This is a genomic window from Halomonas bluephagenesis, from assembly GCF_054790765.1.
In genome coordinates, this window is the sequence record NZ_CP133631.1 from 3,516,664 (window position 1) to 3,541,664 (window position 25,001).

The 25,001-nt window shown below is 55.0% G+C and carries 3 protein-coding genes; all 3 read left to right on the top strand.

Annotated elements, in window-relative coordinates; all coding sequences use genetic code 11:
- Window positions 1-491: 491 nt before the first annotated feature.
- From REH51_RS16015 to REH51_RS16025, 3 genes are read left to right on the top strand one after another with little or no spacing between them, the layout of a single operon-like run.
- The gene (locus tag REH51_RS16015; protein WP_143759812.1) at window positions 492-2,351 is read left to right on the top strand and encodes a ShlB/FhaC/HecB family hemolysin secretion/activation protein; all 1,860 of its coding nucleotides are present in this window, start codon (window positions 492-494) and stop codon (window positions 2,349-2,351) included.
- A gap of 12 nt (window positions 2,352-2,363) precedes the next feature.
- Entirely contained in the window at window positions 2,364-23,876 is a 21,513-nt protein-coding gene (locus REH51_RS16020) for a two-partner secretion domain-containing protein (RefSeq protein ID WP_498936311.1), read from the top strand.
- Window positions 23,870-24,982: a hypothetical protein gene (locus REH51_RS16025; protein WP_498936312.1), complete on the top strand. Its 1,113-nt coding sequence runs from the start codon at window positions 23,870-23,872 to the stop codon at window positions 24,980-24,982. The genes REH51_RS16020 and REH51_RS16025 overlap by 7 nt, the downstream gene beginning before the upstream one ends.
- The last annotated feature ends 19 nt before the right edge of the window (window positions 24,983-25,001 follow it).

The window sequence follows — 25,001 nt, forward strand, 5'->3', positions numbered from 1 at the left end:
CCCGAAAGTGCCAAGGGGTATTTTTTTATGTCTCAGGTGCACTTTGGCTAAGTGTGCTTGAAGAGGGACGCCATTATTTTTTGTGAAGCAGTGGTTTTTAATCGAGTGATTGTTTGTTGGAATTTTACATTATTATTGGGTGGTGCACAGAGGTGTTAATACTTATTAATATTATAAGTGGTTAATTTTTTACTATATGTCATTTTTTAAATATAGTTATATATATGTATTGTGACAGTTTGGTTGTTATTAACTATTGTTTTCAGTATTGGTATGTCTCTTGGTTTTTGTGTTGGAGAAATATGTTGTATATTGGCTAAGATAGGTTTGGTTGATTTTTTATAGCGTTAAATTTTATTAAAGCATCTGCTGTTGTTAAATGCTTTCTGGGCGTTTGTTAAAATCAGTAAAAATTTATTTTTATTAATAGAGTGTAAGAAAGAATAAGTGATGCATTAGTGTTTCAGTATCTGGAAAAGGAGTTCCTTGATATGTCTGTTAGGGATAGATTAATTATAACTAAAATTAAGATAAAAGTAGTTTTCAAGGCTGCTGATGCTTGGTTTTACGATAGGGATATCTCTGTTAAAAATAATTATCAAAAATTGAGTTTTTGCTGGCCTGTGTCCTTAGGAAGGGCTTGTTTGTGCCTGTTTTTGATGTGTATTGCGAGTAATGCCGTCGCACAGAGTTCAGTGGATCTTGACAACGAGTCCCTGCGCCAATTTCGGCAGGAGCAAGAGAGACTAAGGCAGCAGCGCGAGCAGCTTCAGCCTCAGAGCGATGTACGACTATCTCCCCTGCATGATCCCAAAGTTCCGCTTGTTTTTCCCGCGACAGAGACGCCTTGTTTTGAAATCAGCAGTATCTATCTAAACGTTATTAACAGGGGGAGTCAGGACTGGAATTGGCTATATGACTATGTTAACGACCCTCAAGATAGTCAGCCGGCGCTTAGTCGTTGCTTAGGAGCTCAGGGAGTGAGCGTCATTATGGCTCGCCTGCAGCAAGCGTTGGTTCAGAAGGGCTGGACAACCACACGCATTCTTGCGCCCCCGCAAGATTTGTCGTCTGGAGAGTTGCGCCTAGATATCTTAGAAGGCGTGATTAGTGATATTCGCTTTGCGGAGGAATATGGTCAGCGCGCGACTCTTTTCAACACCATTCCAACCCATGCTGGTCGGGTTCTCAATTTGCGCGATATTGAACAGGGACTTGAAAATTTCAGACGTGTGCCAACAGTTGAAGCTGATATCTCGATTGAGCCTGGTGAAGAACCAGGTCAAAGCGAACTGATAATCCGCCACAAGCAGGCTTTTCCTTTCAGAGTACATGCATCGGTTGATGATTCAGGCAATGAAAGCACAGGAAAATACCAAGGGGCTTTTACACTCAGCTACGATAACCTTTTGACACTAAGCGACCTGTTCTACATTACTCTGCAGTCTGAATTAGGAGGTAAAGATCCTGGAGACCGAGGCAACTCTGGGCATGCTTTACATTACTCCGTCCCCTGGGGGTACAGTCTCCTATCATTCAATAGTTCTAGCACTCGATATCATCAAACTATTGCTGGTGCTTTTCAGGACTATGTTTATTCGGGTACAAGCGATCAATACGATGCACAGCTTTCACGTGTCCTTCAGCGTGACCAGGCAGGTAAAACCACAGGCGTTATACGTGCATTTCACCGGCGCTCAAACAACTACATAGATGATACGGAAATTGAGGTGCAGCGTCGTGCTGTATCTGGGGTGGATATCAGTCTTGGTCATCGTCGTAGCGTTGGTTCGGGGGTGTGGGAAGCAGTCCTCACTCATCGTAGGGGCATCGGTGCATGGGGGGCATTGCCCGCCCCCGAAGAAGCATTCGGTGAAGGCACGTCACGTATGCGAATGTGGTTACTGAATGCCAGTGTGAGTATTCCTTTTGATTTTGTCCATCAGCGTTGGAACTACCACGGTAGCTTTCGTGGACAGTGGCATGAAACCCCTCTAACTCCCCAAGATCGATTTTCTATCGGTGGACGTTATTCCGTGCGCGGCTTTGATGGTGTGAGCATGCTCAGTGGTGACAGTGGCCTTTTATTGCGTAACGAAGTTTCCATGCAGCTTGGTCAAAGCCCCTACAGCGTGTACTCAGGGTTAGATTGGGGACGGGTCAGCGGACCCTCTAATCAAATGCAACTGGGTAACGAAATGGCTGGGGCGGTAGTGGGTCTGCGTACGCGATGGAACACAGGGCCAGTGCAAAGCAATATCGATCTTTTCTTAGGTCAGCCACTTCATAAACCTGAGGGGTTCAGAACCGCCAGTCAGGATTACGGATTTAGTTTTCATATTCAATTTTGATACGAGAAAACAATGAATAAAAAACTCTACCGACTCGTCTTTAATGCCTCGCGCGGTTGTCTTGTCGCGGTATCAGAAAGTGCTCTGCGAAAAAACAAGAGCTCTGGACGGAGGCAGGGCGCCGGTATGGGGAGTTCCGCAATTGTGGTGCTGCGTCTGGCCGCTACTTTCGCCTTGGGGTTAAGTACTTTGAGTAGCGCTTTGGCTCAGGCGCAAATCATGCCTGATCCTGCAGCACCGGGCAACCAACGCCCTACGGTGCTAAGCACCTCTAATGAGGTGCCGTTGGTCAATATTCAAACCCCAAGTGCTGCTGGTGTAAGTCGTAATACATATGAACAATTTGATGTGGGTGCGCCAGGAGCCGTACTCAATAACAGCCGCACTGATGTGCAGACCCAACTTGGGGGGTGGGTGCAGGGAAATCCGTGGCTGGCCAAAGGTGAAGCGCACATCATTCTCAACGAAGTTAACAGCAATAACCCTAGCCAACTCCAAGGGTTTATTGAAATTGGGGGGCAGCGCGCCGAAATTATTATTGCCAATCCTGCCGGTATTGAGGTGGATGGCGCAGGTTTTATAAACGCCAGCCGCGCTACTCTCACGACAGGCAGCCCTTTAATGAACGGGGGAAGTCTTGAAGGTTATCGTGTGCAGCGCGGCACCATTAGTATCGGTGGCAAAGGGCTTGATGCCAGTCTGGTTGACTATACAGGCATCTTAGCGCGGGCCATCGAAGTTAATGCGAATATTCACGCCCAAGAGCTGGACTTGATTACGGGTGAAAATACGGTTGATGCAAACTCCAGCAACATTCAGCAAATTTCTGGCGCAGACAATGCTCCTGCCTTTGCGTTGGATGTAAGTGAGCTGGGCGGCATGTACGCTGGGCAAATTCGCTTGGTAGGAACTGAAGTGGGAGTAGGTGTCCGTCATCACGGGACGATGGCTGCTAGCGCAGGCGATATTCATATCGACACCAACGGTCAACTGAGTTCAACAGGTGCTATCCAAGCAAATCAAGGTGATATTGCTATCCGTACCGCGCAAGACCAAAGCTACAGTGGAAGCGTGCTAGCCGGAGAAAACCTGACGCTGCATAGTGGCGGCAATCACCAGAATGAATACAGTGATAGCAAACTCGGTACCATTAAAAACAGCGGGGTTCTACGTGCTGGCCAAGAAGCTAATTTGCGTGCGGGCGATTTAAATAATAGCGGCCGGGTAGACGCTCAGCGGTTAGATATTGAAGTAGACAACCTCAGCAATAGTGGTGATTTATGGCAAAGCGGTGCACAAAATCTCAATGTTCAAGCTAATCACATTAGCAACGAGCAAGATGGGTTCCTAGGGCGTGCAGTCACCACCCCGGCACAAGACGCTCTTAGCAGCTCACAGCCTTCAGAGCCCTCTGTACAAATACCCGGTAGGGATATAAAAAGTAGCCCTCAAGACCCCGATAGCCAATCACCATCGCAGCCCGATGTGGGCACGGAGCCACCTCCAGCCTCATTAGAATCAGGGGTTGTGAATGTTAGTGGTCGTCTGGAAAATCATGCAGAGGGCACTTTGGCCGCCGAGGGTGACCTTTATGTAAGTGCCGAGCAATCGCTTAGTAATGCTGGTCACGTGCGCGCCAAAAATGTGCAATCCAGCGGTGACTGGTTTGAAAACACCTCTGGTACATTGCAGTCGGATCGGCTCAATGTAAAAGTAAATACAGTAAAACTAACGGGTGGGTCGGTATCGGCTGACACCGTTACGCTCAATAGTATAGAGCATATTCAAGGTTCGGCAGCGCAACTCTATGCCAAGGATGAGCTTCACTTGAATGCTGAGTATTTGAGCAATGCTGGTGAAATTCAATCCGGTGATAAATCCCAAATTTCAGTCGCTACTAGCCTCACTAACACTGGTACGATAGCGGCAGCTGATGACTTGAATATTGAGGCAGCTAGCGTCGATAGCAGCGGCACCCTGGCTGCAGGTTTAAACGAAGATGGCAGCCTAAACGCGTTTGATGCTAATGGTGCTGCACTTCGCATTACCACGTCTAATGACCTGGTCGCCACCGGTACTAATTTGGCTGCAGGCACGCTGACCCTTAACGGTGACAATGTCGATCTGAGTGAGAGCCAGACCAGTGCTTTTGATACGCATATCACTGCCCGTGGTGACATTGACACCTGGCAAGCCAATGTTGTCACCCAGGAAAACTTATTGCTCCGTACTGACGGGGCGCTCGACAATACCAAGGGCCCCCTGGCCAGCCAGCAAGGCGACCTGAGTATCCAGGCACTTAGCCTGAGTAACGCGCAGGGTGAGTTATTGGCTGGTAAGAACCTGTCGATTGCTCTCAACGAAACCCTAAGCAACACTGATGGCACCGTCTACGCTGGCAAAAACGCCACTCTAGACATCACTACGTTGACCAACACCGGCACCATCGCGGCAGCTGATGATTTGACTATTGATGTCGCCAGCATCGATAGCAGCGGCACCCTGGCCGCGGGTCTGAATAGCGACGGCAGTCTCAAACCGTTTGATGCTAACGGTGCTGAGCTGCGCGTCACCGCCACTGGAGAGCTGAGCACCTCCGGCACTAACTTGGTTGCAGGCGCGTTGACTCTTAATGGTGACCATGTTGACCTCAGCGATAGCCAGACCAGCGCTTATCGCGCTGATATTGCGGCGCGTGGTGATCTGGCGACTTGGCAGGCCAGCATTGTTGCTCAAGAGAGTTTATCGCTCCAGTCGGGCGGTGCTCTGGATAACACTGATGGCACCTTGTCCAGTGAGCAAGGTGATCTAAGTGTCCAGGTGTTGAGCCTTAACAACACCGACGGCACCGTCTACGCGGGTGGAAACGTCACCCTAGATACCGGCACACTCACCAACTCTGGCACTATTGCTGCAGCCGATGACGTGACAATTAGTGCTGCCAATGTGCACAGCAGTGGCACTCTAGCAGCTGGCCTGAACCAAGATGGCACCCTGAAGGCATTCACCTTCGGCGGCGAGGTTCTCGACGTAACGACCGCCGGCGATCTAACCGCTACCGGTACCAACCTAGCGTCGGGTAATTTGACGCTGGACGGTGGCAATGTCGATCTGAGTGAGAGCCAGACCAGTGCTTTTGATACGCATATCACTGCCCGTGGTGACATCGACACCTGGAAAGCCAATGTCGTTACCAAGGAAAACTTATCGCTCCAGGCCGGTGGCGGTCTGGATAACACAGAGGGCTCCTTATCTAGCCAGCAAGGCGACCTGAGTATCCAGGCACTTAGCCTGAGTAACGCGCAGGGTGAGTTATTGGCTGGTAAGAACCTGTCGATTGCTCTCAACGAAACCCTAAGCAACACTGATGGCACCGTCTACGCTGGCAAAAACGCCACTTTAGGCACTGGTGCGCTGACCAATACTGGTTCCATCGCCGCCGCTGATAATCTAGCTATCGACGCCGCCAGCATCGATAGCAGCGGCACTCTGGCGGCGGGCCTGAAACGCGATGGCAGTCTCAAGCCGTTTGATGCTAATGGAGCTGTACTGCGCGTTACCACGACTGATGACCTAGTCGCCACCGGCACTAACTTGGCTGCAGGCACGCTTACTCTGGACGGTGAGAGTGTCGATCTGAGTGAGAGCCAGACCAGCGCCTATCGCTCTGGTATTCTGGCGCGTGGTGATCTGGCGAGTGGGAAAGCCAATGTGGTTGCCCAGAACGACCTATCGCTACAGTCTGGCGGTACACTGGATAACACTGAGGGTACTTTGTCCAGTGAAGACGGTGATCTAAGAGTGCAGGCGCTGAGTCTGAACAACGATCAGGGTGAGCTGTTAGCAGGCAACAGTCTTGAGGCCACTCTTAGCGACACGCTTAACAACACCGATGGTAGCGTCTATGCAGGTGGAAGCGTCACCCTAGATATCGGCACACTCGCCAGCTCGGGGACTGTTGCTGCAGCCGATGACGTGACGATTAGTGCTGTCAATGTGCTCAGCAGCGGCACTCTAGCGGCTGGCCTGAACCAAGATGGCACCCTGAAGGCATTCGCCAACGACGGCGGGGTTCTCGACGTAACGCCCGCCGGCGATCTAACCGCTACCGGTACCAACCTAGCGTCGGGGAATTTGACGCTGGATGGTGGCAATGTCGATCTGAGTGAGAGCCAGACCAGCGCTCACAGTTCTGACATTGTCGCCCAGGGAAAACTCGACACCTGGAAAGCCAATGTTGTGACTCAGGAAAACTTAACCCTGCAGGCTGAAGGCGCGATTGATAACACTGAGGGGATCCTGTCCAGTCAGCAAGGCGACCTGAGCGTACAAGCGTTGAGTCTGAACAACGAACAGGGCGAACTGCTAGCAGGTGATGCCCTAGAGGTGGCTCTTAGCGAAGCCCTAAGCAACACCGACGGCACTGTCTACGCCGATGGTAACGCTATTCTCAATACTGGTGCGCTGACGAACACTGGTGCTATCGCGGCGGCCGATAACCTGACTATTGATGCTGCCAGCGTTACTAGCAGCGGCACTCTGGCGGCAGGCCTGAAACGCGATGGAAGTCTCAACACGTTTGACGCGGATGGTGCTTCAGTGCGTGTCACCACCAGCGGTGACCTGAGCGCTACTGGCACTAACTTGGCAGCGGGTTCGCTGACCCTAAAGGGTGGCAATGTCGATCTGAGCGAGAGTCAGACCAGCGCTTTTGATGCTCATGTCACCGCAAAAGGTGATCTGGCGAGCGGGCAAGCCAACATCGTCACTCAAGAGAGCTTATCACTCCAGTCAGGCGGTGCCCTGGATAACACTGAGGGTACCTTGTCCAGTGAACACGGTGATCTAAGTGTGCAGGTGTTGAGCCTCAACAACACTGATGGCACTGTCTATGCGGGTGGCAATACCACCCTCGAAGCAGCGGAGGCCATTGATAACCGCCGAGGCACGCTATACAGCGAACAGGGCGATTTGAGTCTGCAGGCGATCAGCCTGGCTAATACAGAAGGCACTGTCTACGCAGGTGGCAACGCCGCCTTGGATACTGAAGCACTGACCAATACTGGCACCATTGCCGCCGCTGATAATCTAGCTATCGACGCCGCCAGCGTCGATAGCAGCGGCACCTTGGCCGCGGGTCTGAATAGCGATGGCAGCCTCAACACGTTTGACGCGAATGGTGCCGCACTGCGTGTCACCACCAGCGGTGACCTGAGCGCGACCGGCACTAACTTGGCTGCAGGCACGCTTACTCTGGACGGTGAGAATGTCGATCTGAGTGAGAGCCAGACCAGTGCCTTTGATACGCGTATCACCGCCCGTGGTGATATCGACACCTGGCAAGCCAATGTTGTGACTCAGGAAAACTTAACCCTTCAGGCTGAAGGCGCGATTGATAACACGGCAGGGACTTTGTCCAGTCAGCAAGGCGACCTGAGCGTACAAGCGGTGAGTCTGAACAACGACCAGGGCGAGCTGCTGGCAAGTGATGCCTTAGAGGTGGCTCTTAGCGAATCCCTCAACAACACCGACGGCACCGTCTATGCAGGCGGCAATGCCTCCCTCGATGTCGGTGAGCTTACCAACACCGGTACTGTTGCTGCTGCTGATAATGTGACCATTAACGCCACCATCGTTACTAGCAGCGGCACCCTAGCGGCAGGTCTGAATAGCGATGGCAGCCTCAACACGTTTGACGAAAATGGTGCCGCACTGCGTGTCACCACCAGTGGTGATTTGAGTGCTACCGGCACTAACTTGGCTGCAGGTACGCTTACCCTGGACGGTGAGAATGTCGATCTGAGTGAGAGCCAGACCAGTGCCTTTGATACGCGTATCACCGCTCGTGGTGATATCGACACCTGGCAAGCCAATGTTGTGACTCAGAAAAACTTAACCCTGCAGGCTGAAGGGGCGATTGATAACACTGAGGGGACCCTGTCCAGTCAGCAAGGCGACCTGAGCGTACAAGCGGTGAGTCTGAACAACGAACAGGGCGAATTGCTGGCAGGTGATACCCTAGAGGTGGCTCTTAGCGAAGCCCTCAGCAACACCGACGGCACCGTCTATGCAGGCGGCAATGCCTCCCTCGATGTCGGTGGGCTTACCAACACTGGTACTGTTGCCGCTGCTGATAATGTGACCATTAACGCCACCAGCGTTACTAGCAGCGGCACCCTAGCGGCAGGTCTGAGTAGCGATGGCAGCCTCAACACGTTTGACGAAAATGGTGCCGCACTGCGTGTCACCACCAGTGGTGATTTGAGTGCTACCGGCACTAACTTGGCTGCAGGTACGCTTACCCTGGACGGTGAGAATGTCGATCTGAGTAAGAGCCAGACCAGCGCTTACAGTTCTGATGTCAGTGCCCGTGGTGATCTCGACACCTGGCAAGCCAATGTTGTGACTCAGAAAAACTTAACCCTGCAGGCTGAAGGGGCGATTGATAACACTGAGGGGACCCTGTCCAGTCAGCAAGGCGACCTGAGCGTACAAGCGGTGAGTCTGAACAACGAACAGAGCGAACTGCTGGCAGGTGATACCCTAGAGGTGACTCTTAGCGAATCCCTCAACAACACCGACGGCACCGTCTATGCAGGCGGCAATGCCTCCCTCGATGTCGGTGTGCTTACTAATACTGGTACCGTTGCCGCAGCGGATGACCTGACTATTGATGCTGCCAGCGTTACTAGCAGCGGCACTCTAGCGGCGGGCCTGAAACGCGATGGCAGTCTCAACACGTTTGACGAAAATGGTGCCGCACTGCGTGTCACCACCAGTGGTGATTTGAGTGCTACCGGCACTAACTTGGCTGCAGGTACGCTTACTCTGGACGGTGAGAATGTCGATCTGAGTGAGAGCCAGACCAGTGCCTACCGCGCTGATATTACGGCTCGAGGTGATTTGGCGAGCGGGCAAGCCAACATCGTCACTCAAGAGAGCTTATCACTCCAGTCAGGCGGTGCCCTGGATAACACTGAGGGTACCTTGTCCAGTGAACACGGTGATCTAAGTGTGCAGGTGTTTAGCCTCAACAACACTGATGGCACTGTCTATGCGGGTGGCAATACCACCCTCGAAGCAGCGGAGGCCATTGATAACCGCCGAGGCACGCTATACAGCGAACAGGGCGATTTGAGTCTGCAGGCGATCAGCCTGGCTAATACAGAAGGCACTGTCTACGCAGGTGGCAACGCCGCCTTGGATACTGAAGCACTGACCAATACTGGCACCATTGCCGCCGCTGATAATCTAGCTATCGACGCCGCCAGCGTCGATAGCAGCGGCACCTTGGCCGCGGGTCTGAATAGCGATGGCAGCCTCAACACGTTTGACGCGAATGGTGCCGCACTGCGTGTCACCACCAGTGGTGATTTGAGTGCTACCGGCACTAACTTGGCGGCAGGCAGCCTTGCGTTTGACGGCGATAATATTGACCTGAGTAAGAGCCAAACGAGCGCCTACAATGCTGATATTATCGCCCGTGGCGACCAGGCGAGCAGGCAAGCCAATGTGGTTATCCAGGAGAAGCTAACCCTTCAGGCAGAGGGGGGGGTTGATAACACCGGTGGCATCCTATCAAGTCAGCAAGGCGACCTGAGCGTACAAGCGGTGAGTCTGAACAACGAACAGGGCGAATTGCTGGCAGGTGATACCCTAGAGGTGGCTCTTAGCGAAGCCCTCAGCAACACCGACGGCACCGTCTATGCAGGCGGCAATGCCTCCCTCGATGTCGGTGAGCTTACCAATACTGGTACTGTTGCCGCTGCTGGTAATGTGACCATTAACGCCGCCAGCATCGATAGCACGGGCACGTTGGCAGCTGGCTTGAACAGCGAAGACGGCACCTTAAAAGCATTTGCCGAAGACGGTAGCGCCCTTAGCATCATCACTGATGGTGATCTCAGCGCCACTGGTACGAATATTGCATCAGGTAACCTGACCTTAGACGGCGACCATGTCGATCTGAGTAAGAGCCAGACTAGCGCCTACCGGGTTGATATTACGGCTCAAGGTGATTTGACGAGCGGGCAAGCCAATGTCGTCACCCAGGAAAACTTAACGCTGCAAGTTAAGGGGGCGTTCAACAATGCCGAGGGTACCCTTTCTAGCCAGAAAGGCAACCTGAGTGTTCAGGCACTTAGCCTGAGTAACGAGCAGGGTGAGTTATTGGCTGGGAAGAACCTGTCGATTGCTCTCAACGAAACCCTAAGCAACACTGATGGCACCGTCTACGCTGGCAAAAACGTCACTTTAGACACTGATGCACTGACCAATACTGGCACCATTGCCGCCGCTGATAATCTAGCTATCGACGCCGCCAGCGTCGATAGCAGCGGCAACTTGGCCGCGGGTCTGAATAGCGATGGCAGCCTCAACACGTTTGACGAAAATGGTGCCGCACTGCGTGTCACCACCAGTGGTGATTTGAGTGCTACCGGCACTAACTTGGCTGCAGGTACGCTTACTCTGGACGGTGAGAATGTCGATCTGAGTGAGAGCCAGACCAGTGCCTACCGCGCTGATATTACGGCTCGAGGTGATTTGGCGAGCGGGCAAGCCAACATAGTTATCCAGGAAGATTTGTCGCTACAAGCTAGTGGTGCGCTGGATAACACAGCAGGTACCTTGTCTAGCCAAGTGGGCAACCTAAGTGTTCAGGCACTTAGCCTGAGTAACGAGCAGGGTGAGTTATTGGCTGGGAAGAACCTGTCGATTGCTCTCAACGAACCCCTAAGCAACACCGACGGCACCGTCTATGCAGGCGGCAATGCCTCCCTCGATGTCGGTGGGCTTACCAACACTGGTACTGTTGCCGCTGCTGATAATGTGACCATTAACGCCACCAGCGTTACTAGCAGCGGCACCCTAGCGGCAGGTCTGAGTAGCGATGGCAGCCTCAACACGTTTGACGAAAATGGTGCCGCACTGCGTGTCACCACCAGTGGTGATTTGAGTGCTACCGGCACTAACTTGGCTGCAGGTACGCTTACCCTGGACGGTGAGAATGTCGATCTGAGTGAGAGCCAGACCAGTGCCTTTGATACGCGTATCACCGCCCGTGGTGATATCGACACCTGGCAAGCCAATGTTGTGACTCAGAAAAACTTAACCCTGCAGGCTGAAGGGGCGATTGATAACACTGAGGGGACCCTGTCCAGTCAGCAAGGCGACCTGAGCGTACAAGCGGTGAGTCTGAACAACGAACAGAGCGAACTGCTGGCAGGTGATACCCTAGAGGTGACTCTTAGCGAATCCCTAAGCAACACTGATGGCACCGTCTACGCTGGCAAAAACGTCACTTTAGACACTGCTGCGCTGACCAATACTGGCACCATTGCCGCCGCTGATAATCTAGCTATCGACGCCGCCAGCGTCGATAGCAGCGGCACCTTGGCCGCTGGTCTGAATAGCGATGGCAGCCTCAACACGTTTGACGAAAATGGTGCCGCACTGCGTGTCACCACCAGTGGTGATTTGAGTGCTACCGGCACTAACTTGGCTGCAGGTACGCTTACTCTGGACGGTGAGAATGTCGATCTGAGTGAGAGCCAGACCAGTGCCTACCGCGCTGATATTACGGCTCGAGGTGATTTGGCGAGCGGGCAAGCCAACATCGTCACTCAAGAGAGCTTATCACTCCAGTCAGGCGGTGCCCTGGATAACACTGAGGGTACCTTGTCCAGTGAACACGGTGATCTAAGTGTGCAGGTGTTTAGCCTCAACAACACTGATGGCACTGTCTATGCGGGTGGCAATACCACCCTCGAAGCAGCGGAGGCCATTGATAACCGCCGAGGCACGCTATACAGCGAACAGGGCGATTTGAGTCTGCAGGCGATCAGCCTGGCTAATACAGAAGGCACTGTCTACGCAGGTGGCAACGCCGCCTTGGATACTGAAGCACTGACCAATACTGGCACCATTGCCGCCGCTGATAATCTAGCTATCGACGCCGCCAGCGTCGATAGCAGCGGCACCTTGGCCGCGGGTCTGAATAGCGATGGCAGCCTCAACACGTTTGACGCGAATGGTGCCGCACTGCGTGTCACCACCAGTGGTGATTTGAGTGCTACCGGCACTAACTTGGCTGCAGGCACGCTTACTCTGGACGGTGAGAATGTCGATCTGAGTGAGAGCCAGACCAGTGCCTTTGATACGCGTATCACCGCCCGTGGTGATATCGACACCTGGCAAGCCAATGTTGTGACTCAGGAAAACTTAACCCTGCAGGCTGAAGGCGCGATTGATAACACGGCAGGGACTTTGTCCAGTCAAGTGGGCGACCTAAGTGTTCAAGCACTTAGCCTGAGCAACGACCAGGGTGAGTTGTTAGCAGGCAACGCCCTTGATATCACGCTTCACGAATCTCTCACCAACAACGATGGCACTGTCTATGCAGGCGGCAATGCCACCCTCGATACCGCTACGCTGATCAACACGGGCACCGTTGCAGCAGCAGACAACCTAACCATTAACGCTAGCGGCGTTAACAGCAGTGGCACGCTCGCTGCAGGGCTGAATAGCGATGGCAAGCTCAATGAGTTTGCTGAAGACGGCAGTGCCCTTAGCGTCACTACCACTGGTGACTTGGTCGCTACTGGGACCAATCTGGCGGCAGGCAGCCTTGCGTTTGACGGCGATAATATTGACCTGAGTAAGAGCCAAACGAGCGCCTACAATGCTGATATTATCGCCCGTGGCGACCAGGCGAGCAGGCAAGCCAATGTGGTTATCCAGGAGAAGCTAACCCTTCAGGCAGAGGGGGGGCTTGATAACACCGGTGGCATCCTATCAAGTCAGCAAGGCGACCTGACGGTACAGGCGCTCAGCCTAAACAACAATCAGGGTGAGCTGATAGCGGGCAACGCCCTTGATATCACGCTTCACGAATCTCTCACCAACACCGGTGGCACTGTTTACGCGGGTGGCAACGCCACTCTCGACACAGGATCACTGACGAACACTGGCACGATTGCAGCAGCGGATGATCTGACCATTGACGCTGTCAGCGTTGCGAGCACGGGGACGTTGGCCGCGGGCTTAAACGAAGATGGCAGCCTTAACGCGTTTGATGCTGATGGTGCTGCACTGCGTGTTACCACCAGCGGTGACCTGAGCGCTACCGGCACCAACTTAGCTGCGGGATCGCTGACCCTGGAGGGTGGTAATGTCGATCTGAGTAAGAGCCAGACCAGCGCTTACAGTTCTGATGTCAGTGCCCGTGGTGATCTCGACACCTGGCAAGCCAATGTTGTGACTCAGAAAAACTTAACCCTGCAGGCTGAAGGGGCGATTGATAACACTGAGGGGACCCTGTCCAGTCAGCAAGGCGACCTGAGCGTACAAGCGGTGAGTCTGAACAACGAACAGAGCGAACTGCTGGCAGGTGATACCCTAGAGGTGACTCTTAGCGAATCCCTCAACAACACCGACGGCACCGTCTATGCAGGCGGCAATGCCTCCCTCGATGTCGGTGTGCTTACTAATACTGGTACCGTTGCCGCAGCGGATGACCTGACTATTGATGCTGCCAGCGTTACTAGCAGCGGCACTCTAGCGGCGGGCCTGAAACGCGATGGCAGTCTCAACACGTTTGACGAAAATGGTGCCGCACTGCGTGTCACCACCAGCGGTGATTTGAGTGCTACCGGCACTAACTTGGCTGCAGGTACGCTTACTCTGGACGGTGAGAATGTCGATCTGAGTGAGAGCCAGACCAGTGCCTACCGCGCTGATATTACGGCTCGAGGTGATTTGGCGAGCGGGCAAGCCAACATAGTTATCCAGGAAGATTTGTCGCTACAAGCTAGTGGTGCGCTGGATAACACAGCAGGTACCTTGTCTAACCAAGTGGGCAACCTAAGTGTTCAGGCACTTAGCCTGAGTAACGAGCAGGGTGAGTTATTGGCTGGTAAGAACCTGTCGATTGCTCTCAACGAAACCCTAAGCAACACTGATGGCACCGTCTACGCCGGCAAAAACGTCACTTTAGACACTGATGCACTGACCAATACTGGCACCATTGCCGCCGCTGATAATCTAGCTATCGACGCCGCCAGCGTCGATAGCAGCGGCACCTTGGCCGCTGGTCTGAATAGCGATGGCAGCCTCAACACGTTTGACGAAAATGGTGCCGCACTGCGTGTCACCACCAGTGGTGATTTGAGTGCTACCGGCACCAACTTAGCTGCGGGATCGCTGACCCTGGAGGGTGGTAATGTCGATCTGAGTGAGAGCCAGACCAGTGCCTTTGATACGCGTATCACCGCCCGTGGTGATATCGACACCTGGCAGGCCAATGTCGTCACTCAAGAAAACTTAACCCTGCAAGCTGAAGGTGCGATTGATAACACTGAGGGGACCCTGTCCAGTCAGCAAGGCGACCTGAGCGTACAAGCGTTGAGTCTGAACAACGAACAGGGCGAACTGCTGGCAGGTGATGCCCTAGAGCTGGCTCTTAGCGAATCCCTCAGCAACACCGACGGCACCGTCTATGCAGGCGGCAATGCCATCTTCGATACCGGTACGTTGATCAACACGGGCACCGTTGCGGCAGCAGACAACCTAACCATTAACGCTGGCGGCGTTGAGAGTACAGGGACGCTGGCTGCGGGCCTCAACGCAGATGGCACTCTCAAGGGATTCGCCCAAGATGGTAGCGCGCTAAACGTCAGCACCCGTAACGACCTAAGTGCCACCGGCACTAACTTGGCTGCAGGCACGCTTACTCTGGACGGTGAGAATCTCGATCTGAGTGAGAGCCAGACCAGCGCTTACAGTGCTGATGTAATTGTCCGTGGTGATCTCGACACTTGGCAAGCCAATGTTGTCACTCAGGAAAGCCTAACGCTGCAAATCGACGGGGGGCTAGATAACACCGGTGGCATCCTATCAAGCCAGCAGGGCGATCTAAGTGTGAGCACTCTCGGTTTGACTAACGAACAGGGCACCCTGTTGGCGGGCAACAGCTTGGCAGTCTCCGTCATTGACGCCTTGAGCAACACCGATGGCACCATCTATGCAGGCGGCAATGTCACTCTCGACACAGGGTCACTGGCGAACACCGGCACCGTTGCGGCAGCGGGTGATCTAACCATTAACGCTGGCGGCGTTAACAGCAGTGGCACGCTCGCTGCAGGGCTGAATAGCGATGGCAAGCTCAATGAGTTTGCTGAAGACGGCAGTGCCCTTAGCGTCACTGCCACTGGTTACTTGGTCGCTACTGGGACCAATCTGGCGGCAGGCAGCCTTGCGTTTGACGGCGATAATATTGACCTGAGTGAGAGCCAAACGAGCGCCTACAATGCTGATATTACCGCCCGTGGTGATATGGCGAGCAGGCAGGCCAATGTCGTTACCCAGGAGAAGCTAACCCTTCAGGCAGAGGGGGGGCTTGATAACACCGAGAGTACCCTGTCTAGCCAGCAAGGCGACCTGACGGTACAGGCACTCAGCCTGGACAACAATCAGGGTGAGTTGTTAGCAGGCAATGCCCTTGATATCACGCTTCACGAATCTCTCACCAACCCCGATGGCACTGTCTATGCAGGCGGCAATGCCACCCTCGATACTGGGACGCTGGTCAACACGGGCACCGTTGCGGCAGCAGACAACCTAACCATTAACGCTGGTGGCGTTAACAGCAGTGGCACGCTCGCTGCAGGGCTGAATAGCGATGGCAGCCTCAATGAGTTTGCTGAAGACGGCAGTGCCCTTAGCGTCACTGCCGCTGGTGACTTGGTCGCTACCGGGACCAACCTGGCGTCAGGCAGCCTTGCTTTTGACGGCGGTAATATTGACCTGAGTGGGAGCCAAACGAGCGCCTACAATGCTGATATTACCGCCCGTGGTGATATGGCGAGCAGGCAGGCCAATGTCGTTACCCAGGAGAAGCTAACCCTTCAGGCAGAGGGGGGGCTTGATAACACCGAGGGTACTCTGGCTAGCCAGCAAGGCGACCTGACGGTACAGGCGCTCAGCCTGAACAACGAGCAGGGTGAGTTGTTAGCAGGCAACGCCCTTGATATCACGCTTCACGAATCTCTCACCAACACCGATGGCACTGTTTACGCAGGCGGCAATGTCACTCTCGACACAGGGTCACTGGCGAACACCGGCACCGTTGCGGCAGCGGATGATCTAACCATTAACGCTGGCGGCGTTAACAGCAGTGGCACGCTCGCTGCAGGGCTGAATAGCGATGGCAAGCTCAATGAGTTTGCTGAAGACGGCAGTGCCCTTAGCGTCACTGCCACAGATGAGCTAACCGCCACTGGCAACAATCTGGCCGTAGGCAGACTGATGTTAGACGGAGACAATATTGATCTAAGCGATAGCCAGACCAGTGCTTACCGCGCAGCACTTGCCGCCCGAGGTGATCTTGATCCTCAAGCAGCCACCATTGTCACTCGGGATAGCCTATCGCTGAGTAGCGACGGCGCGTTGGATAACACCCAGGGCATGCTATCCAGCCAGGTAGGTGACCTGAGCATACAAGCGCAGAGCCTAACGAGTGGGCAGGGATCCGTGTTAGCGGGCAACGATCTTGAGGTCAGCCTCAACGAGGTCTTCGCTAACACCGACGGCACTTTTTACGCGGGAGGAAATGCCACCCTCTATACCGGCGCGCTCACCAACACCGGCACGATTGCCGCGGCAGGTGGCCTAACCATCGATGCCACCAGCGTCGACAGCGAGGGTGCCCTTGTCGCTGGCTTGAGTAGCAACGGAAGTCTCGCTACGTTTGCTGCTGACGGTGCTGCATTGCGAGTGACTGCCAGCAACGGCCTAAGAGCCACCGGCAACAATTTTGCAGCGGGCAGCTTGACGCTCGAAGGTGATAGCGTTGACCTGAATAATAGCCAGAGTAGCGCTTACGATGCTGATGTTGCGGCGAAAGGTGCGTTAAGCACGGTCAGTGCAAATCTCATTACCCAAAACAATATCCTTATTGATGCGCAGAGCCTGAATAACATGGGCGGTACTGTTTACGCAGGCAAAGACGCTTTCCTTAGGACTGGTGCATTAACCAGCACGGGCACCCTTGCGGCGGCCGATAATCTGACCATTGATGCTACCAGTGTTGACAGCGGGGGCACCCTTGCCGCTGGCCTCAATAAAGATGGCAGCTTGAAGGCATTGGGTGAAGATGGCGGTGCGCTCAGCATTACTGCTACCAGCGATCTAAGGGCCATTGGCAACAATCTGGCGGCGGGTAGCTTGACGGTAGCAGGTGGTCATGTCGATCTACGCAACAGCCAGACCAGTGCTTACAATGCCGACATTAATGCGCAGGGCAATCTTGACACTTGGCAAGCCAATGTTGTCACCCAGGCGGGGTTATCGCTTCAGGCCGAAGATACGCTTAACAATACCGACGGTGTTCTGGCCTCCAGAGCGGGTAATCTGCTGGTGGATGCTGACAGTGTGAGCAACACGGACGGCCTGATGGTGGCGGCCACGGAACTCGATATCAATGCCCGAAAAGACATCAACAATACCCATGGAGAGATACTGGCCCAAGACAATGTGAGTTTGTCTACCGATGCCGATATCCTCAACTCGGGTGGCATTGTGCAGTCCAATGCGCTGGTCAGCCTAATCGCTGACACTGTTGACAATAGCCAGACCAGTGAGAGCACCCAAGGCATTGTCGGCAAGCACGTACAGATCACCGCCAGCAACGTCGACAATGCCGCTGGTCAAGTGTTGGCTGGTCTCGACCTCATCATCACCGCTGATACATCAATTATCAACGATAGCGGCACGCTCAACGCTCAGCGTGCCCTGACGCTACAAGATAGCGCTACCACTCCCGCCGAGCGCAATCTGGAGATCAGCAATAAAGAGGGTGAGATTGTCGCCAATAATGACAACGCCACTGAAGCCGCTTCCATTACGGTAGTTGCCAACACCGTAGATCTAAGCGGAAAGCTAGAAAGTGGCAGCGATATGGCGCTGGACCTGGTAGGAGACCTCAATACCGCCAGTGATCAGCAGGTGATCTCAGAAGGAAGTTTGAGTTTACGTTTGCATGGTGCCCCCGGGGGTAACACCTTTACCAATGCCGGAAAGTGGCAGGGGGGGCGCAGCCTCACTGTGCATGCCGATGAGATTCGCAACCAGCCCAGTGGTGAGCTGCGGAGTCTGGGCACCACCATGCTGGACACCACACAAGCGCATAATGGCAGCGTTATCAACCGAGGCTTGATCGATGGAGCGGATACGCAAATCAACGGCCACGCGTTGGATAACGTAGGTACTGGGCGACTCTATGGTGACCGTATCGCCATAGCCGTTAGTCACCTTGGTAATCGTGAAGAAACGGCGGGAGGACAGACGAAATCCGCCACGATTGCTGCCCGAGAGCGGCTGGATGTTGGCGCCCAGCATATTACCAACCGTGAGGGTGCGCTGATTTTTAGCGGCGGCGATATGGCCATCGGTGGCTCACTCTTCTCTAACTATCAGGCCGTGGCAGACGGCACTGGCAATGCAGCAACACTCAACAACAACAGCGCCACCATTGAAAGCTTAGGAGACATGGCGTTGGCGGCAGACACATTGCGCAATACCAACGAGCACTTTGTAATGGAGGAAGAATACCTTGGCGAAACCAAGGTAACCATGATCCAGCCCCAAGGCTGGGAGAATAAACTGACCATTCACGAAAATGGCTGGGTAGACTTGTTTCCTAATGGCTGGAGTAAGCAATTTGACAACGGGACGAGGCTTACTTGGGAACGGAATGAAAAAACTTGGAAGGAGAAAAATACTACGGGTTCCACTTGGAATCCTTACCTTAATTATGAGGGACGCTACACTTTTTATCATGGGTCTGCTTCTACGACCATTTCAAACTGGACGCAGTACCGTCTTAAGCGTAATGAGTATGTAAGCAAAGTCGTGTCCAGCGCTCCCAGCTTGATCAGGGCGGGAGGAAACCTGACCCTGATAGGGAATGACCTACTCAATGATAAAAGTCGCATTATCGTTGGCCGAACGCTGCAAGGGGATATTGCTAACCTGGAAAACCGAGAGGCAATAGGCGAACGCCGCGTAATTACAGAATGGGATGAGGCAACAGCTATAGTACGCAGGGTCTCAAGTACAAAGGGGACCGACGCAGGTGTTGCTGATTGGCTAGATCGTGCATGGATAGACAAAAAACATATCGGCCCACTCGAAGAAGTCTTCACAGACAACCAGCTTGGCGTTGGCGAGGTAAGGCAAAACACGGCCATCACGGGTAGTGGCACCAGCATTGGTGGCAAAGCTGGCCCTGGAACAGCCAGTGGCACTAGCTCTGGTAGCTCAGATGTCGCAGGCGCGACGCTTGCCAATCAAAGCATCAGCACTACCGCACAGGAGGTTGCTGGTGCCGGTGATAGTGCCAGCGCAGTCAACACTGAGACCACCGAAGTGACTCAGTCAGTGGTAGATGCTGACGTCATCGGCCAAGCCAACAGCCCAGGCAGTGGGACGAATAGTGCCAATGCCGTGAACACCGACTCCCATGGGACCACTGATACATCGTTCAGTGCTCACCAGGGAAGTGTGACCACTAGCGGCAATGCCGTGAACACGGTGTCCCAGGGTGCTACTGACACATCATTCAGTGCCAACAAGAGCGATGTATTTAATAGCGCCGCGGCCATCAATACGCAGACCCATGGTGCTGACGGCGCCTCGGTCAATGTCGCTGGCTCAGACAGCGCCACCAAAAGCACACACGCGGTTAATACGGATACCCAGGGGGCTAACAGCGCATCATTCAGTGCCAACAAGCCAGGCAATGCCACCAACAGTGCCAACGGCGTCAATACGGAAATGCATGTAGCAGATGGCGCATCGTTTGATTTGGACGGCTCCAGCAGTGCCACCAACAGTACCAATGGTGTGAACACAGAGACTCTAGGGGCCGTTGAGGCATCCTTTAATGCCAACCAGGGCAGCGTGACCAGCAGCGCCAATGGCGTTAATACCGACACCCATGGGGTGAACAGTGCCTCGGTTAAGGTGGCTCACTCAGGTAATGCTACTAATACCACCAACAGTGTTAACACAGCGTCCCAGGGTGCCACTGACACATCCTTTAGTGCCAACCAGGGCAGCGCGACCAGCAGCGCCAACGGCGTTAATACCAATACCCGTGGGGCGAACAGTGCCTCGGTTAATGTGGCTCACTCAGGCAATGCTACTAATACCACCAACAGTGTGAACGCACATACTCAGGGCGCTACTCAGGCATCCTTCAGTGCCAGCCAGGGCAGCGCAACCAGCAGCGCCAATGGCGTCAATACTGACACCCCAGGGGCTAACAGCGCCTCGTTGAATACCACTACCCCAAGTAGCACCCAATCCACCGCCGCGTTCTCCACCGATACTTGGCTGCTTGACCATGCCAACCCCAGCCAGGGTGCCCAGGCGACAACAGATTTAGGCACGCAAACAGCCCCACCGTTGTTGTTGCCCACCAGCAGCCTCTTCACCATTGATCCTGGTAGTAACGCGCGTTACCTGGTGGCGACGGACCCCGACTTTACTGATCACCGCCAGTGGCTTTCCAGTGACTATCTACTTTCAGCGTTGGCCTACGATCCGGCTCATGCTCAAAAACGCCTGGGTGACGGCTTTTACGAGCAAAAGCTCATTCGTGACCAAGTCGCTGCGCTCACCGGCTACCGCTTCCTGGGCGATTACCGCACGGATGATGCGCAATACGCGGCGCTGATGAACGCGGGGGCGACCTTTGCGCATGAACACAAGCTGCGCCCCGGCATTGCGTTGTCAGCGTCGCAAACCGCCCAGCTCACCAACGATATCGTCTGGCTAGTCACACAAACCGTACAGCTACCCGATGGCTCTACCACCACCGCCCTGATGCCAAAGGTCTATTTGGCCCCCCGCGAAGGCGATTTGGCCACCAATGGCGAGCTGTTGGGTGGCCATAATGGCACCCTGATCAGCGCCCGTGATATCGACCTGGCCCTGAGTGGCGACCTCAACAACAGCGGCACCATTGCCGGGCGCAACATGGTGGATATCAGCGCCCAGAACCTCAACAACAGCGGCCGCATCCAAGGCGATATCGCGTTAATTGATGCCCGTCAGGACATCAATATCGACGGTGGCAGCATTGCCGCCACGACCGGCATGGCGCTGCAAGCGGGCGGGGATATCAACATCGCCAGTACGCTCCACAGCGCCACCAACGAGGTTGATGGTAATACCTTCAGCCTGCAAGGCATTGACCGGATGGCCGGGCTTTATGTCAACGGCGAGGCGGGCAACCTGCTGGCCAGCGCGGGCGGTGCGATTAACCTCTCCGCTGCCGAACTACACAACATTGGCAGTGGCGTGACTCAGCTCATTGCAGGTAGCGATATCAACCTGGATACATTGGAAGTTGGCCAAAGCCACGCCCTTAACTGGGATGCCAACAACTACCATCACCAGAGCCACAGCGAAGAGATCGGCAGCGTGATCACCGGCGGCGGGGCGGTGAGCCTCACCGCTGGGCAAGACATTAACCTGCGTGCCGCCACCGTAGACGCCCAGGGTGCCCTGGCCCTGAACGCCATTGACGGTGATATCACCCTGGAAGCCGGGCAGCGTACTGATAGCCTGGCCGAAGGCCGCCAAACCCGCAGCAGTGGCCTGTTCTCCAGCCGCACCCGCACCACCCGCACGAGCAGCATCAACACTCAGGCACTAGCCAGCGAGCTAGGCGGCCAGACGGTCACTATGACCAGCGGTCAAGATATCCACCTCAGCGGTGCCAACGTCCTGGCCGACCAGGATCTAGGGATTCATGCTGGGAGCAACCTCACCCTGGATGCCGCCCAACACACCCTCAGCGACAGCCATTTCAGCCGCAGCAAAAAAAGTGGCCTGTTCAGTGGTGGGTTTGGCATTAACATCGGCAGCCAACGGCAGATGACCGATGCCACCAATCCTGCCACTTTCGTTGCCCCCGCCACCGTGGGCAGCATTGGCGGCAACGTCACCTTGAGCGCTGGCGACACCTACACCCAGATCGGTTCTGACGTGCTGGCCCCCAGCGGCGATATCCTGATTGGTGCCAACACGGTCAACATCCTCGAAGGCCGAGAGACCCGTAGCAGCCAGACCGAACAGCGTTTCAAACAAAGCGGCCTGAGCCTCTCCCTCAGCGGCCCCGTGATAGACACCGCACAACGCCTCGAGGGCCAGTTCCAAGCGGCTGGCGACACCCAGAGCCCGCGTATGCAAGCCCTGGCGGCCGCCAACAGCGCCCTCGCGGTGACGGATATTCAGCAACAGTTGCAAGGCGGGCAGGGCACGGATCTCAGCCTCAACATCAGCCTGGGCTCCAGCCAAAGCCGCAGTGACAGCACGGTTGAAAGTAACACCGCCCGCGGCTCCACCCTGGCAGCCGGTGGCGACCTCGTCATTCACGCGCTCGGCCAGGGAGATGGCGAAGGCACCCTCACCGTACAAGGCAGCCAACTAGAGGCTGGTGATCAGCTACTGCTCAATGCTACCCAGGATATCAACCTGCTGGCCAGCGCCGATGCCGTCTCCCAGCGCGACCGCCACAACAGCAGCAGTGGCAGGATTGGGCTGGGGGTCGGCACGAATGGCATTGCCCTCAACCTGGACGCCAGCCGTGCCAAGGGCCACGGCAACGGTGACAGCACCTTCTTCAACAACACCCAGCTCAGCGCCGGTAATCAGGTCATCCTCAACAGCGGCGGTGACACCGCCCTCAAAAGTGCCGTGGTCAGCGCCCCGCAAATCAGCACCCACATCGGCGGCGATCTGACCATTGAAAGCCTGCAAGACACCGCCACCCACAACGAACGCCACCAAAGCAGCGGCGGAAGTCTCAGCGTACCGCTGATCGGCGTAGGGCAGCCCACCGCCAGCCTCAACGCCAGCCGCACCAAGCTCAACAGCGACTTCCAAAGCGTCAATGAGCAAAGCGGCCTGCGCGCTGGCGACGGCGGCTTCCAGGTCAACGTCGGCGGCACCACCAATCTTACCGGCGGTGCTATCACCAGCACCCAAACCGCGATAGATGAAGACCGCAACCGCTTCACCACCGCCGGGCAAAGCGCCAGTGAGGCAATAGAAAGTGGCGCGCTCACCGTTAGCGATATCGCCAACAACGCCACCTATGAGGCCGAAAGCACCAGCGTTGGCCTCAGCAGTGGTGGAAATGATAGCGGCGAAAGCAGCACCGGCCTCTCCGGCATCGGCACCGGCCGCGACGATGGCAGTGCCAGCAGCACCACCGAATCCGCCATCAGCGGCCTGGCAGGTAATCAGGACGCCCGCACCGGCGATGCAGACACCGGCATTGCGCCGATCTTCGATGCAGAAAGCGTCAGAAAAGACGTGCAGGCCCAAGCCACGATTACCCAAGAGTTTGGGTCGCGGGCGAGCCAAGAAGGGGGGATTACGCCAGCCAGCAGGAAGCCCAGTTATGGCGTGAGGCACAAAACGCCAATGATCCTGAAACACGTGCTGCATTGCTGAAAGAAGCGGCACGTTGGGCGGAAGGCGGCGCTTACCGCACCTCGGGCCATACGCTGCTCGGCCTGGCCGGTGGCGGTGTGGACGGAGCGACGGGGGCACTGACCAGTTCAGTGCTTATGGCAGAAGTGGAACGTCTCACGGATGAGCTGAATCTACCGGACGAGGCGCGCCAAGGGCTTGAATCGCTCACTGCCACCCTGGCCGGTGCGGCGACAGGCGGCGCCCAAGGTGGTGCAATGGCGTTCAATCTTGATGTCAATAATCGCCAGTTGCATAGCTTCGAGCAATCCTTGGCGGAACAGCTGGCCGAAGGCAGCGAGTACACGCCAGAACAGATCGCCGATGCCCTCAGAGCCATGTACAACGACGAGTTGGAGGAAAGCCCAGGTTCCAACATCATCGTCGACTTACAGGATGTGACCGCCGTTGATGACACCTATTTTGACTATGGCGGGGACTGGATGGCAACCCCCGGAGAGGACGGCACGACGCGCTATCTGATCCAGCAAATACCGAAGAACACGCCACCTGAGCTGATCAGCTACATCATCGAGCAGACGGGTGGGGAAGGCTCGCCCTATCGGGCGCTTGTCTATCAGCTACCACCAGAAGAGGCAGCCCCTGGTCAGCCGCGAGACCGTCTGACGGGTCGACCGCTGGATGAAGAAGGCCGTTACACGGTCAGCTATGTGGTGGATGGCAAGATTTACCACGTACCGCATTTTTCATGTGGAGATGCAGAATGCGTCAGACGGAACGCTAACATTGACCATAGCGACCCTGCCGCACAGGAATGGGAAAGGGCTGTAGATGCCAAGGCGTTGGATGATGCCAGCAAGGCTATGACAGCTGGGGTAGTAATGACGCCGGTTGGTGCTTTAGGGCAAGGGCTTGCTATCTCGGGGAGTGTGGCAGGGTTGTTATCTGGCTACTTAAAAGACGAATTTGTTACATCAGCAACGAAGGAGGTGGCGAGTGCAGGGTTCGAAAGATACGCAATAGCTCGAGGTGTACCTGCCCCATTGGCTGCAAGAATTACTGCGGCGTTGGATTTGGCGGGAGTATGGGGTGAGGTGTCGGACAATGCAACTAACATTATCGATTGATATAAGTGCCTTTAAACTG

Bases quoted from the DNA above. Each gene is read 5' to 3' on its own strand.
- REH51_RS16015 (WP_143759812.1), top strand. From the start codon at position 492: ATGTCTGTTAGGGATAGATTAATTATAACTAAAATTAAGATAAAAGTA.
- REH51_RS16020 (WP_498936311.1), top strand. From the start codon at position 2,364: ATGAATAAAAAACTCTACCGACTCGTCTTTAATGCCTCGCGCGGTTGT.